11 protein-coding genes are annotated in these 13,553 nt (G+C 72.1%); 7 read left to right on the forward strand and 4 right to left on the reverse strand.

Translation table 11 applies throughout. The features are described 5' to 3' along the window. Positions 1-239: 239 nt before the first annotated feature. Together LG395_RS19760 and LG395_RS19765 are read right to left on the reverse strand one after the other, a co-directional pair. On the reverse strand, positions 240-1,658 hold the full coding sequence (locus LG395_RS19760) for an MFS transporter (protein WP_308071278.1): 1,419 nt from the start codon (positions 1,656-1,658) through the stop codon (positions 240-242). Further along, positions 1,579-2,217 carry an HD domain-containing protein gene (locus tag LG395_RS19765; RefSeq protein WP_225810683.1) on the reverse strand — a complete coding sequence of 213 codons (639 nt, stop codon included), beginning with the start codon at positions 2,215-2,217 and terminating at the stop codon, positions 1,579-1,581. The genes LG395_RS19760 and LG395_RS19765 overlap by 80 nt, the downstream gene beginning before the upstream one ends. 135 nt (positions 2,218-2,352) lie before the next feature. On the opposite strand from LG395_RS19765, the gene LG395_RS19770 reads away from it, so the two are divergent. The 3 genes from LG395_RS19770 (at position 2,353) to LG395_RS19780 (ending at position 5,171) form a co-directional block, all read left to right on the forward strand. Next, a complete protein-coding gene (locus LG395_RS19770) occupies positions 2,353-3,327 on the forward strand; it encodes a GlxA family transcriptional regulator (protein ID WP_225810684.1) in 975 nt (324 codons plus the stop codon). Between the two features lie 211 nt (positions 3,328-3,538). Continuing rightward, complete coding sequence (wrbA, locus tag LG395_RS19775; RefSeq protein WP_171159266.1) at positions 3,539-4,153, forward strand: NAD(P)H:quinone oxidoreductase; 615 nt, start codon at positions 3,539-3,541, stop codon at positions 4,151-4,153. A 262-nt stretch (positions 4,154-4,415) separates the two neighbouring features. Further along, a complete protein-coding gene (locus LG395_RS19780; protein ID WP_225810685.1) occupies positions 4,416-5,171 on the forward strand; it encodes a class I SAM-dependent methyltransferase in 756 nt (251 codons plus the stop codon). Between the two features lie 134 nt (positions 5,172-5,305). On the opposite strand, the gene LG395_RS19785 is transcribed toward LG395_RS19780, so the two are convergent. After that, positions 5,306-6,295 carry an AraC-like ligand-binding domain-containing protein gene (locus tag LG395_RS19785; RefSeq protein WP_225810686.1) on the reverse strand — a complete coding sequence of 330 codons (990 nt, stop codon included), beginning with the start codon at positions 6,293-6,295 and terminating at the stop codon, positions 5,306-5,308. A gap of 220 nt (positions 6,296-6,515) precedes the next feature. On the opposite strand from LG395_RS19785, the gene LG395_RS19790 reads away from it, so the two are divergent. From LG395_RS19790 to LG395_RS19805, 4 genes are all read left to right on the forward strand, one after another. After that, positions 6,516-7,115, forward strand: coding sequence for a molybdopterin-dependent oxidoreductase (locus LG395_RS19790; protein WP_171159263.1), 600 nt, complete (start codon positions 6,516-6,518; stop codon positions 7,113-7,115). 2 nt (positions 7,116-7,117) lie between these two features. Continuing rightward, positions 7,118-7,840, forward strand: coding sequence for an FAD-binding oxidoreductase (locus LG395_RS19795; RefSeq protein WP_225810687.1), 723 nt, complete (start codon positions 7,118-7,120; stop codon positions 7,838-7,840). A gap of 29 nt (positions 7,841-7,869) precedes the next feature. Then, a complete protein-coding gene (locus LG395_RS19800) occupies positions 7,870-8,142 on the forward strand; it encodes a DUF6510 family protein (RefSeq protein ID WP_171159261.1) in 273 nt (90 codons plus the stop codon). 165 nt (positions 8,143-8,307) lie between these two features. Further along, entirely contained in the window at positions 8,308-12,138 is a 3,831-nt protein-coding gene (locus LG395_RS19805; RefSeq protein WP_225810688.1) for a S8 family peptidase, read from the forward strand. Positions 12,139-12,297: 159 nt separating this feature from the next. Here LG395_RS19805 and LG395_RS19810 read toward each other — a convergent pair whose 3' ends face one another. Further along, positions 12,298-13,302, reverse strand: coding sequence for a helix-turn-helix transcriptional regulator (locus LG395_RS19810; protein WP_171159260.1), 1,005 nt, complete (start codon positions 13,300-13,302; stop codon positions 12,298-12,300). Between the last annotated feature and the right edge of the window lie 251 nt (positions 13,303-13,553).

Consider the following 13,553-nt stretch of genomic DNA (forward strand, 5'->3'; position numbering starts at 1 on the left):
GCGTGACCGGAAGCCCCCACCCTGTCTGATTCAGGACTCGGCATGCCCCGCACGGTACCCGACCGGCGCCCCTCACGTCGCGGTGGGCGGGCACTACCACGGCCGGGGTGGCGAAGCCGACCCTGTCGGCGCCGGACATCGGCGCCGTCCCTCCGCATCGCGGGCCGGGTGTGTTCTCCTCGGACCACAGCCCGGCCCGCGAACAGACGTCGGTCTCGGCGCCGTTGACGCGCGCCCCGTCAGCGCTTGTCGGGCGGGGAGCCGTCGCCGCTGGTCAGAGAGCGATGTGCGCAGGCGGTGGGAGCGTCGGCGTCGCGTGGCCGGCGGATCGGGGCGCGCCCCGCGGGGATGCCGGTCCGCGACCGGGCCGCGTGGACCAGCGCGAGCAGCGACAAGGAGCCGACGAACGCGACGTAGAGAAAGCCGGTGGTCCTCAGACCCCATACCGGAGCCACCATTCCCGCGCCGAGAGCGGGAAGGCTCAGCGCCGCATAGCTGACGACGTACACGGCGCAGAACACCTCCGATCGTGTCCGCGCGGTCGTGACCTCGCCGATGGCGCGGAGGCTGCCGTTGTACGTCAGGCCGACGCCCGACCCCGCCACGACGGCCCCGCACGCGTAGGCGACCGGAGACGGCAGGGGGATGGCCACGGCCAGTCCCGCCGATCCCAGGGTCAGGGCGGCGGCGCCCAGCAGCGTGGCCCGTCGCACCGTGTGCCGTGCGGACCAGATGCCGCCCAGCCCGCCGGCCAGGAACAGCGCGGCGATGTCGAGCCCGCCCGCGGCCCCCCAGGTGACGTGGAGGACACCGGCGACCACGGAGGGAGTCAGGGCGAGGAACAGCCCGGTGACCGACCAGCCCGCCACGAGGGCGGGTACGGCGGCCAGGAACCGGTGCCGGGAGCCGGGCGGAACCGACACCCTCGGGCGCAGCCGGGCCGGCCCGTCCGCCGGCGGTCCGACCGTCTCGGGGATGTGCCGCACCGCCACCGCGAGGAGCAGGAAGACGCAGGTGAGCACGGAGAAGACGTAGGTGTCCGGATGGGCGACCGACTGGACGAGCAGTCCCACGACGGCGGCGCCGGCGGCCAGGCCCACGCTCGTCCCCACCGCCGTCACCGTGGTCCCCGCGTGCGGGCGCCGCGCCGGGGAGAAGTCGACGAGCCCGGCGGCCAGTCCCGGGACGGCGGTCCCGGTGGCGACGCCCTGCACCGCCCGTGCGACCACCAGGGACGGGACACCGCCGGCCGTGCGGAAGACCGCCGTACTGGCCGCCGCCAGCAGGAGCGCGGCGAGCAGTACGGGACGGCGTCCCAGGCGGTCGCTCAGCGGGCCCAGCGTCAGCAGGGCGCCGAGGAGCCCGGCGACGTACACGGCGAAGACGACTGTCACCATGGTGACGGAGAAGTCCCAGCGCTCCCGGTACAGCGGATAGATCGGCGAGGGCGCGCTCGCGGTCGCCATCAGTACGACCGTGGCGACCGTCAGCACGCCGAAGGCGGCGCGTCGGCTCAGACGGCGAGGGGTGCGGCGAGGACGCGGCGGTCGCGGCCGCTGGTGCCCGGTCGCCGGGGCGTCACCGCGGCCAGGGAGCATTGTTGACGCGCTCGACCATGGACGTGCGGCGGAATCCGGGGACGAAGTGTTCCAGGACATCCGAGTTGACGGTGCCGTACGTGGTGTCCGGACGGTCTTTGAGGCCGTCGACGAACGTCTGGAGGAATTCCTTCTTGAAATCCCCGCGCGGATGGGCGGCGACGATCTCGTCGAGTCGGCCGCTTTCCAGTCTGTCCATTCCCCAGCCGATCGCGTCGGTGAGCACGCCGTAGTTGGTGGCGGCGATCTCGGGGCCGAGGCGGCCGGGAATCTCCGGTGTCGTGTGCAGCGCGATCGCCATCCAGACCACCTCGGCGACGCTCTCGGAGAACCCGCGCTCCAGCAGGAACTTCCGCGCGTGGTCGGCGCCGTCCACCTCGAAACGCTGTTGCGTGTCGGAGAACGGGATCAGCAGGCCCGTGTCGTGGAACATCGCGGAAATGTAGAGCAACTCGGGATCGGGCCGCAGGTCCAGCATCCGCGCGTGGAGGGAACCGAGGAGGAACACCCGCCGCGAGTGGTGGAAGATCAGGGGGTTCGTCCGCTCCCGGAGAAATTCCGTGGCCTCCGCGACAGCCGATGTCTCCGGTATTTCCACGCCTGCGATGATGTCGGTCATGATGTCCGTGCTTTCCGGTGCGATGTGCTACGAGTGGACCGTGCGTCCGTTCTCCACGGTGCCGCCCGCGCGGCCTGCGGCGCCGCCTCGGTCCGGCCATGAACCACTCGAATCCAGTCACCTCAGGATGGCTCTGTGAGCTCCGACACGCATCGCGTAGCGATCCTCGTCTACGACGGGGTCAAACTGCTGGACGTCGTCGGCCCGGCCGAGGTCTTCGGGGAGGCGAACCTCCTCGGGGCCGGCTACAGGGTCGACCTGGTGTCGACGACGGGTGCCGATGTCGCCTCCTCGATGGGCATGCGGATAGCCGTCGACGGCGGTGCCGCCGCGGCGGCGGACCCGGGCACCTTCCTGGTGCCGGGCGGAGACATCTACCCAAGGACCCCGGTGACGCGCGATCTGGTCGAAGCCGCCAGGGATCTGGCGGGCCGGTCCGGCCGCGTCGCCTCCGTGTGCTCCGGCGCCTTCGTGCTCGGCGCGACGGGCCTGCTGGACGGCAAGCGGGCGACCACCCACTGGAAGATCGCGGGCGAACTCGCCGCCCGGCACCCCAGGACCCGCGTCGAGCCCGACGCCATCTACGTCCGCGACGGCACGACGTACACCTCTGCGGGGGTCACCGCCGGCATCGACCTGGCGCTCGCCCTCGTCGAGGAGGACCACGGCCCCGACGTCAGCCGGGAGGTGGCCCGCTCCCTGGTGGTCTACCTGCAACGGGCGGGCGGCCAGTCCCAGTTCTCCGCTCCCCTGCAAGGACCGCCGCCCCGGTCACCCGCCCTGCGCAGGGTCGTCGACCTGGTCACGGCGGACCCCACCGGCAACCACTCCCTCACCGAGCTCGCCGGTCACCTCAACCTCAGTACCCGTCACCTCACCAGGCTGTTCCGGGAGGAACTGGGCACCACGCCCGCCCGGTACGTGGAGTCGATCCGGTTCGACATCGCGAAGTCGCTGCTCGACCAGGGTCACACCGCGACGCGGGCGGCGTCCTTGGCCGGCTTCCCGAGTTACGAGAGTCTGCGCCGCGTCTTCGCACGGGAGTTGGCCATCTCCCCCGCCGCCTACCAGCGCCGGTTCGCCACCGCCCGTCGCGCCCGGGCCGAGTAGCGACCGGCGGGGGGCATGGGGGCGGGGCGGTTCGGTGCCGCCGGGGCGCGCCCCCGGTTCCGGGGCCGAGGGTGCCAGTGGTTGACGATTAAACGAACTCGTTTAATATTCACCTATCGCGTCGGACGAGGGCCGCACGCCACCCTCCCCCTGGGTGACCTGCGCCCGCCCCGGCGCACCGCACGCATCCTTGAGGATCGGAGACCACTCCATGACCACCCCTGTCCGCCTCGCCGTCATCTACTACTCCTCCACCGGCTTCTCCGCCGAGATCGCCAAGGAGATCTCGGAGGCGGCCGAGAAGGCGGGCGCCGAGGTGCGCCTGCTGAAGGCCGCCGAGCTGGCTCCGGAGGCCGCCATCGCCTCCAACCAGGCGTGGGCCGCCCACGCCGCGGAGAGCGCGGGCGTGCCCGAGGCCACGGCCGCCGACGTCGAGTGGGCGGACGCGATCGTCTTCGGCACGCCGACCCGCTTCGGCAACATCTCGTCCCAGCTGAAGCAGTTCATCGACACCCTCGGCGGCCTGTGGGCGCAGGGCAAGCTGGCCAACAAGGTCTACAGCGGCTTCGTGACCACCGCCACCGCGCACGGTGGCCAGGAGTCCACGCTGCTCGCCCTGTACAACTCCATCCACCACTTCGGCGGGATCATCGTGTCCCCCGGCTACACCGACCCCGTCAAGTTCGTCGACGGCAACCCGTACGGCACGTCGCACGTCGACGCCCAGGGCAACAACCCGGTCGGCGAGCAGACCCGCAACGCGGCCCGTCACCAGGCCGAGCGCGTGGTCCAGGTGGCCGCCGCCCTGAAGGCCGGCCTCGCCTGACACACCCGGCACGTCGGCCTGCCGCGTGTGAGTGCGGCGTGCGGGGCGTTCCCTCCGCAAGATGGGGCGGAGGGAACGCCCCGCACGCCGTCTTTCGCGTGAGGTGCTGACGCGCGGGCTGCCGGTGCGGCTGCGCGAGAGGTTCCGGGTGGGTTCCGGGTGAGGGCGCGGGGGCGGGGCACTCCCGCTCCTCACCGCCGGCGGGCGGGCTACGTCGAAACCCGGTAGCCCTTCGGGGCCGGTTCTGCTTACGTTCGGCCGCATGGCTGACGAATGCTTCGCGCATCCACGACTCGCCGCGATCTACGATTCGCTCGACCCCGACCGCAGCGACCTGGATGCCTACCTCCGCATCGTGGAGGAGTCCGGGGCACGACAGGTCCTGGACATCGGCTGCGGCACAGGGGTGTTCGCCCTGCTCCTGGCAGAGCGCGGGATCGAGGTCGTCGGCGTCGATCCCGCCCAGGCGTCGATCGACGTCGCCCGGGGCAAACCGGGCAGTGACCGGGTGCGCTGGATCCGCGGTGACGCGACGACCCTGCCGCCGCTCCAGGCCGACCTCGCGACGATGACGGCGAACGTCGCCCAGGCGATCGTCGATCCGCACACCTGGCACGAGACGCTGCGGGGGGTGCACGGAGCGCTGCGGCCCGGCGGGCGCCTGGTCTTCGAGACCCGTGATCCGGCCAGACGGGGCTGGGAGGAGTGGACCCGCGAGAAATCCCACCGTGTGACGGAGATCGCCGGGGTCGGCGCCGTCGAGAGCTGGGTCGAGCTGATCGAGGTGAGCGGGCCGCTCGTGACCTTCCGCTGGACCTACGCCTTCGCGGCGGACGGACAGGTGCTGACATCGGACTCGACCCTGCGCTTCCGGGACCGGAAAGAGGTCGAGTCGGACCTGGTCGCGCACGGCTACGAGGTGCAGGACGTCCGCGACGCACCGGACCGGCCTGGCAGAGAGTTCGTCTTCCTCGCACGGCGCCTGCCGCACGGTCGGGCAGGGCGGACCAAGGCCTGAGTCGTCCTTGCCCGGTCGCCGTGGTGGCGGGACCGGTGCCCGCGTCACCCGCGTCCCGGGTGACGCGGGTGACGCCGCCGTGTACGGAGCGGTCTCAGTCCGGCCCGCGCTGTCAGGGGCGCCGGGCGGGGGCCTCAGGCGGCCATGTCCGTACGACGCGTCCCCCGTGCGTCCGAGAGCCCGTGCACCAGCCATTCGCGGGGCGTCATGCCGTAGGCGTCGCGGAAGGCCCTGCTGAAGTGGGCGGCGCTCACGAAGCCCCACCGACGTGCGATGACCGCCACCCCGGTCTCCAGTGCCCGGGGGCGGAGCAGGTCACGGCGGCACCGCTCCAGGCGCTGTGCCCGGATCCATCCGGCGACCGTGGTTCCCTCCTGCTCGAAGAGCTTGTGCAGGTAGCGCACCGACATGAAGTGGACGGCGGCGATCGTGCGGGGCGAGAGGGCGGGGTCGCCCAGGTTCCTCATGATGTGGTTCTTGACGCGCACCAAAGTGGCGGCGGCCGTCGCCGAGTGCGGCCGGGACAGGTGACCGAGGCGCTCGTCGACGAGCAGGGCCAGCAGGTCCAGCGCGGTGACGGCGAGCCGGCGGCCGACGGCGTCGTCGACGTCGGCCGCCACGCGCGCCAGGCCCGCGAAGTACTGGGCCAGGACGGCCGAACTCCCCTCATCGCCGGTGAAGGTGGTCGCGGTCAGCGACCGCAGGTCCTCGGGCCGTACGGGAAGCACTTCACGAGGAAATTGGAAGGAGGTGAAAGCGAAACTTTCGTTGAGCGTCTTGTGGAACGCGCGGGAGGAATCCGAAAGGGAGAACTGGCCGGGCCGGACCACGCATCGCCGTCCGTCCTGTTCCTTCAGCGCGGTACCCCGCTCCTGGATGGTGAGGATGACGAATTCCTGGTCCTCGCCGGTTATCAGCCGGCTGGTCCGCGTCACCGTCTGCGGCCCCGCGCTGACGTGGGAGATCCGCAGCACGCCGAGCCGGTCGCTGGTGATGTCCCCAGGTGACGGCTCCTCCTCGAGGAGGTCGACGCCGAGCGGTACGAAGGTGTTCGACACCGCTTCGTGCCAGCACTCCGCCCGGTCGGCGGCGGACAGCTCCGCGGTGGACACAATGACGGGCATCGATCTTCCTCCACGAATCGCGCAGTGAACAGGAGGCTGCGGCCGGCATGGGGCCCACCTTTACGCCTGGTGGCCGGAATGTCCACCCAGGAGCAGGACGAGAATTCCCCGGCCGCGCCGTCCGTCGGCCCGAGTGGTCAAGCCACCGCCGCCGTCCGAGACTGTAAAAGGAGCCTTCGCGCTCCTTCAGCGGCCGGTCACATCGCGCAGGAGAATGACGTTGACTTCCTTCTCACCCGGCTTCCGAGGACGGCCCCACTCGTTGGCGCAACGGCTGCCGCCCGGACAGTATCCGACCGAGTCGTTCCCCGTCCTGTCAGCCGGTCCCACCCCGCGGGTGCCGGCCGAGGCGTGGTCGTTCACCGTCACCACCGAGCGCGGGGAGACGCGGAGCTGGACCTGGGAGCAGATGATGGCCCTGCCCCAGCAGGACACGGTGACGGACATCCACTGCGTCACCCGCTGGTCCAAGTTCGACACCCGCTGGCGCGGGGTGTCACTCGACGTCTTCTTCGACGGGCTGGAGACGACCGCCGGGTACGTGGTGGCCGACAGCTACGGCGGTTACACCACCAGCCTTCCGCTCGCCGACCTCCTCGGCGGCAGGGCGTGGATCGCGCACACCTACGACGGTTACGCGCTCTCGCCCGAGCACGGCGGGCCGGCCCGGCTGCTGGTGCCGCACCTGTACTTCTGGAAGTCGGCGAAGTGGGTGCGCGGACTGCGGCTCACCCCCGAGGACGACCCGGGTTTCTGGGAGTCCGCCGGCTACCACCCCTACGGCGACCCGTGGCGCGAGCAGCGTCACCGGGGTGACTGACCGTGGCTCTCGCCTGGCTGCCGGCACGGCTGGTCGGGCGGCGTGCGCAGACCGCGACCGCCCGCAGCCTGGTGTTCACCGTTCCCGGCTGGCCCGGTCACCTGCCCGGCCAGCACGTCGACGTGCGCCTCACCGCCGACGACGGCTACCAGGCCGTCCGCAGCTACTCCCTGGCGGCGCCCGCCGACGACGACCGGCTGGAACTGGGTGTGCAGGCCGTGTCCGGCGGTGAGGTCTCGCCCTACCTGGCCGACCAACTGCCGCCGGGTGAACGGGTCGAGATGCGCGGGCCGCTCGGCAACTGGTTCGTGTGGCGCCCGGAGCAGACCGAACCGGTGCTCTCGGTGGCGGGCGGCTCCGGTGTCGTACCGCTCATGGCCATGATCCGCGCCCACCGCTCGGCCGGCTCGCGCAGCCTCTTCCAACTGGTGTACTCCGTGCGCGGTCCCGAGGACGTCTGGTACCGGGAGGAGCTCGAGGACGGCGGCCCGTTCCTCGACGTACGGTTCCTCCACACCCGTCGGAGCCCGCACGGCGCCGCCCGCGCGTCCGGCCGCATCACGGCGGCGGACCTGCGGGAGCCGACGGCCCGCCTGGACCCGGTGAGTCCCGTCTACGTCTGCGGCTCCACCGGATTCGTGGAGACCGTCGGTGACCTGCTCGTCGAACTGTTCGCGGGCCGGGGGAAGGAACCCGCGACCATCCGCACCGAACATTTCGGCTGACCCTTCTGCTCCGGACAGGGGAGATTCTCATGGGAGATCCCGGCGCCTTCCTCGACGGCAACGCTCTTGCCGGTCCGTTGTCGGAGATCCTCTCCGTGGAGCCCACCACGGCCTGGTGGCGATGCCCGCACTGCAAGCGGGCGGGGTCGTTGGCGCAACTGCACCTCTACGGGCCCGAACCGGGCATCACCGCTCGCTGCCCGGGGTGCGCCTACGTCGCGCTGCGCCTGGTCAGGGAGGAAGACCACATCTGGCTCACGCTGGGCAGCGAAAGCGGCGCGTTCCGGTTCCGCACCGCCTGACGGGGAAGGCGGCGGCACGACTCGCGCGCGCTCCCGGGGTGCTCCCGCGTGTCGCCGTTGAGACATGTCGCAGCTGTGACAGCTCACGCCCGTGACAGGCCCGGCCTTCTCGCCAAATGATTTCGGACAGTTGTGATCCACGGCTGTTCGAAAGGTGTTTCCCTGATGGCAAAGTTCCGCCTCACGGCGGCGATATCAACAGGATTGGTACTGCTTGCCGGCGCCGTACCCAGCTCCGCCGTGGCGCGGACGGCGACCAGCGGTACCGTCACTCGTCCCACGGCAGAACCGGGCGCACGCTCCACGAGCGTGCGGCTGATCACCGGGGACCAGGTGACCGTGACATCGCTGCCCGGCGGACGGCGCACCGCGTCGGTGCGGCCCGGCCCCGGTCGCGAGCACATCCCCTTCGAGACGTTCGAGGAGGACGACAAGTCGCTGACCGTGCTCCCGTGGGACGCCGAGGCCCTGGTGTCCGCGGGCGCGCTGGACCGCCGGCTGTTCGACGTGACCGCCCTGATCTCGCAGGGCTACGACGAGGCACACACCTCCGCGCTCCCGCTGATCGTGTCCTCGGAGCCGTCCCGGGAGGGGGCCAGGGTCACCGCCGACGCGGCCCGCGCCGCCGCGGCCACCGCCGACCGGCTCCTGGCGCTCAACACGCCGGGGACCGCGTCCCGGAAGCTGCCGAGCATCCACGCACGGTCACTGCGGGTCGCCGACCGGCAACTGGGCGACTTCTGGAAGACGTTGAACCCCGGCGGCAAGGCCGGCCTCGCCCGTGCCGCACGGACGCCGCGGGTCTCGCTGGACGCCAGGGTGAAGGCCGTACTGGACCGCAGCACCGCGCAGATCAACGCCCCCACCGCCTGGAAGGCGGGTGACGAGGGCCAGGGCGTCAAGGTGGCCGTGCTCGACACGGGTGCCGACGCGAGCCATCCCGACCTGGCGGGCCGTATCGCCGAAGCCGAGGACTTCTCGGGCAGTGCCAACACGGACGACCACTTCGGTCACGGTACGCACGTCGCCTCCATCGTCGGCGGCAGCGGCGCCGCGTCGGGCGGGACCCGGCGGGGTGTGGCGCCCCGGGCCGACCTCCTCATCGGCAAGGTCCTGGGCGACGACGGTTACGGGAGCGAGTCGGCCGTCATCGACGGCATGCAGTGGGCGGCACGCGAACACGCCAAGGTCGTCAACATGAGCCTGGGGTCGGGGTCCCCGACCGACGGCACCGATCCGCTCAGTCAGGCGGTCGACTCCCTCACCGCGTCCAGCGGCACGCTCTTCGTCGTCGCGGCGGGCAACGAGGGGGAGACAGGCCCGTCCAGCGTCAGCTCGCCGGGTGCGGCCGACGCCGCGCTGACCGTGGGTGCCGTCGACCGTGACGACTCCCTCGCCCCGTTCTCCAGCCGCGGACCGCGCCTGGGCGACGGCGCGGTCAAGCCCGACGTGACCGCCCCCGGAGTCGGCATCGTCGCCGCCCGCGCCTCCGGCACCACCCTGGGCGACCCGGTCGACCCCCACTACGTCGCCCTGTCGGGGACCTCCATGGCCACCCCGCACGTCGCCGGCGCCGCCGCCCTCCTGGCCCAGCGGCACCCGGACTGGGACGCCCAGCAGCTCAAGGACGCGCTGATCAGCACCGCGCACACCGTGCCCCACACGCGGGTGACCGAACAGGGCGGCGGCCGGATCGACGTGGCCACGGCCCTCGGCCCGGTGCAGGCCAGCGGTACCGTCACCCTCGCCCCGCTGCGGACCGGCGGACCGGGAGGGCGGCAGCAGTCGGCCACGGTCCGCTACACCAACTCCGGCGACCGTCCCGTCACGCTCTCCCTGGCCCTCACCCTGGCCACGGAATCCGGGCGCGCGCTCCCGGACGGGGTGGTCGGCCTCGGCTCCGACACGGTGCGGCTGGCCCCCGGCGCCACGGCCGAGGTGCCGCTGAGCACCGACGCCCGGCACGCGGTCCGCGGCACCTACTACGGGTACCTCACCGCGAAGTCCGCGGACGGTGCCGTACTCACCCACACCACCGTCTCCCTCGCCGTGCACGCCCCGCAGCACGAACTGACCGTGTTCTACCGCGGCCGCGACGGCAAGGTGGTACCGGACTGGCTGCCCACGATCTGGGGCCCCGACGGATTCGTGGACTACACGGACAGGCAGGCCCACACCGCCCTCGTGGAAGAGGGCACGTACTACGTCAGTTCGGCGTTCTACGACATGACCGACCACGGCGGCGAGGCGGGCACCGTCGTCGTCCCCGAGGTCAAGGTCACCAAGGACCGGACGGTGACGCTGAACGCCGCCGAGGCCACCCCGGTGCGCATCCGCACACCCCGCCCGGCCGAGCAGCACGGCATCCTCGGCACGACCGTGTACCGCCGGATCGACGGTCACGGACTGATCCAGGGAGTCATGTACTTCGACGACGTCACGCACCTCTACGTCAGCCCGACCTCCCGGGTCACCGACGGCGACTTCGAGTTCTCCTCGCGCTGGCAGCTGGTGGCGCCGCAACTGCGGGCGAAGGTCTCCGGCGGCTCCGGGGAGTTCACCCCGTTCTACGAGGCCGACTCCCCCGTCTTCCCGGACCGCGGCGCACGACTTACCGCCGTGGACGCGGGCACGTCGTCGGCGCCCGACTTCCGCCGCGCACGCGGGAAACTCGCCGTCGTACGGTACGACTTCTCCGTCTCCGAGCCGGAACTGGCCCGGTCCGCCGCGAAGGCCGGGGCCAAGGCGCTGCTGATGGTGTGGCCCGAGGACCAGGGCAGCGCCTGGACCAGGTGGCAGCCGACGGGTGAGCGCACGGCGCTGCCCGGCATGCGGGCCTCCTGGAAGGACGGCTCCGCCCTGCTGCGGCGCGTCGAGAAGGGCGCCACGACGGTGACGTTCTCCGGCACGGTGCGCAGCCCCTACCTGTACGACGTGGTGCAGGTGTCGAAGGACTTCGTCCCCCGGCAGGTCGTGCACACCGTCTCGGAGCGGGAGAGCGCCGTGGTGCGCAGCACGTACACCCGCACCGGTGCCTCGACGTGGGCCAGCGAGCAGCGCTTCGCGTGGCGGCCGTACCAGGAGACCGCGTGGAACCAGTACAGCCGGTACGTCCCGGTGGGCCGGGAGCGCGTCGAGTACGTGACCGGCGGGGACACGCTGTGGAACCACGTCGTGCACCACGACGTCGTGGACGTTCCCGACCTGCCGCTGGCGGCCGGCATGCGCAACGCGCCGCGCACCTACCGTCCCGGCCAGGGCGCCACGGAGCGGTGGTTCGGAGCGCCGGTCCGCCCGTCCGTCCCCCGCGGCTGGACCATGCCGTCGGTCCGCAACGGCGACACCCTGAGCGTGTACGTCCCGGAGTTCACCGATTCCGACGCCGGTCACTGGTCGTTCGCGGAGTCGAGCGGCTTCGGCACCGGCCGGGCGGCCGCCGTCGACGACGTCGCCTCGGCGGTGCTGTACCGCGACGGAAAGCAGACCGCGGTCTCCGACAACGGAGCGTGGGGCAACTTCGAAGTGGCCCCGGGCGACGCCCGGTTCCGGCTCGATCTGACGACCGCCCGGGTCTCGGACGACTGGCGCCTGGGCGTGCGCACGCACACCTCGTGGACGTTCCGCTCGGACACCACGGCCGGCCCCGCCCCGCTGCCGCTGCTCCAGCTCGACTACGCCGTACCGGCCGACGCGCAGGGCGCCGTGAGCCGGGCGCGGGCGCACCGCCTGGGCTTCACCGTCCGCATGCAGGACGGCATGGCCGCCCCGCGCGGCGTTCACCTGAAGGCCGAGGCGTCGTACGACGGCGGGAAGACCTGGACCACGGCGCGCACCGAGCGGCACGGCGACGGCCGGCAGTTCACGGCCACCGTCAAGCGGCCGTCGAAGGTGCGCGGTGACGCGTACGTGACGCTCCGCGTGACCGCCACGGACGCGGCCGGCGACAGCGTGCGCCAGACCGTGGAGCGGGCGTACCTGCACCGCGGTACGGCGTGACGCGCGGACGACGCTGACGCGCTCGCGCGGACACCCGGTGCGGCGGGTGCCGGGCCCCGTCGTGGGCCCGGCACCCGCCGCGTCCGTCGGAGACAGGGGCGGACCGTGGCAGTGGCCGGCACGCGCCCGGGACCCCGCGCCCCTGGTGCGGGTGCCCGTTCACAGCCAGCCGCGTCGCGATGCCTGCCAGGCGAGCTGCATACGTGTCACCGCGCCGGCGCGCTCCATCATCCCCTGGATGCGGCGCTGGACCGTCCGGCGGCTCAGCCCCATCTGCGAGGCGATCGCCTTGTCGGCGACCCCCGCCACGAGCAGCGACAGCAGCTTGCGGTCGGTGGCCGAGAGCGAGTCGGCCGGACCCGCACCGTCGGCCCCGGCGAGCGTGCCGGTGCCGTCGATGTCCAGGGGGACGGCGTCCTCCCAGTAGCAGTCGAAGAGGGCGAGGAGGGCCGCGAGCAGGTTGCTGTCCCTGACCAGTGCGGTGGTCGGTTCCTCCGGGCTGCCGTGCGGTCCGCCGGCCACGAGGGGGAAGACGGCGACGGACCGGTCGGCGATGGCCAGACGCAGCGGCAGGTGCGGTACGGCACGGGCCACCTCACCGGCCCGGACACCCGCCACCACGTTCTCCAGGGCCCCCTCGTCGTCGAAGAACGCCTTCTCGTACAGCACTCGGTAGCGCACGCCCCGGGCCAGCGCCTCGAACTCCTCGGTGTTGGTGCCCGACGGCATGGCCACGTACTGGGCCTTGCAGAACCACAGCATCTCGTGGCGCGCGCTCGACTGGATCTGCCGGAGTTGCTGGCGCAGGGCCTCCGCACCGGTGATCACCTCCAGCAACTGGCCGGCGTCATGCCTGCGCATCGTCTCCCGATAGGACTCGATGAGCCGTGCGGCCTCGAACCGGGCCAGGTCCAGCGCGTCGGCGCTGCGCTTCAGCCGGGGCAGCAGCGCGACCTCGGGCGGAGCGGGGCGGAACACCCGGGGGGTGCCGTCCGTGTGGGTGGCGAGGCCCTTGGTGACCAGTGAGTCCAGGATCCGCCCGGTCTCCGCGTCGGTCAGGCGGGCCCGCTGGGCGATGTCCTCCCGGGTGGCCCGGCCGGAGGTCACGAGCATCTGGTAGAGGGCTTCCTCCTCGGGCGAGACGCCAGCCGCCTCCAGCGCCACGGACGCCTCCCGGAATCTTGGAATCCACCGTTTGAATATCGTACTACGGTGGGCCGCACGGCCCCGCTGCCTCTGTGCGTCGCGGCCGAGCATCTCGAGAAGGCCATGGAGTGGGTCGCGGACGAGGTGGCACCGCGACTGACCTGACGCCGCGGCAGGAAAGGCCGCCGGGCTGATGAGGCTGCCGCTTCGAGGGGGCGTCCGCCTGGCGCCACGCGCCTGGACAGCGCCTCCTAGACCCCGCCTCTACG

Source organism: Streptomyces spinosus (genome assembly GCF_020400655.1).
Lineage (GTDB): Bacteria > Actinomycetota > Actinomycetes > Streptomycetales > Streptomycetaceae > Streptomyces > Streptomyces argyrophylli.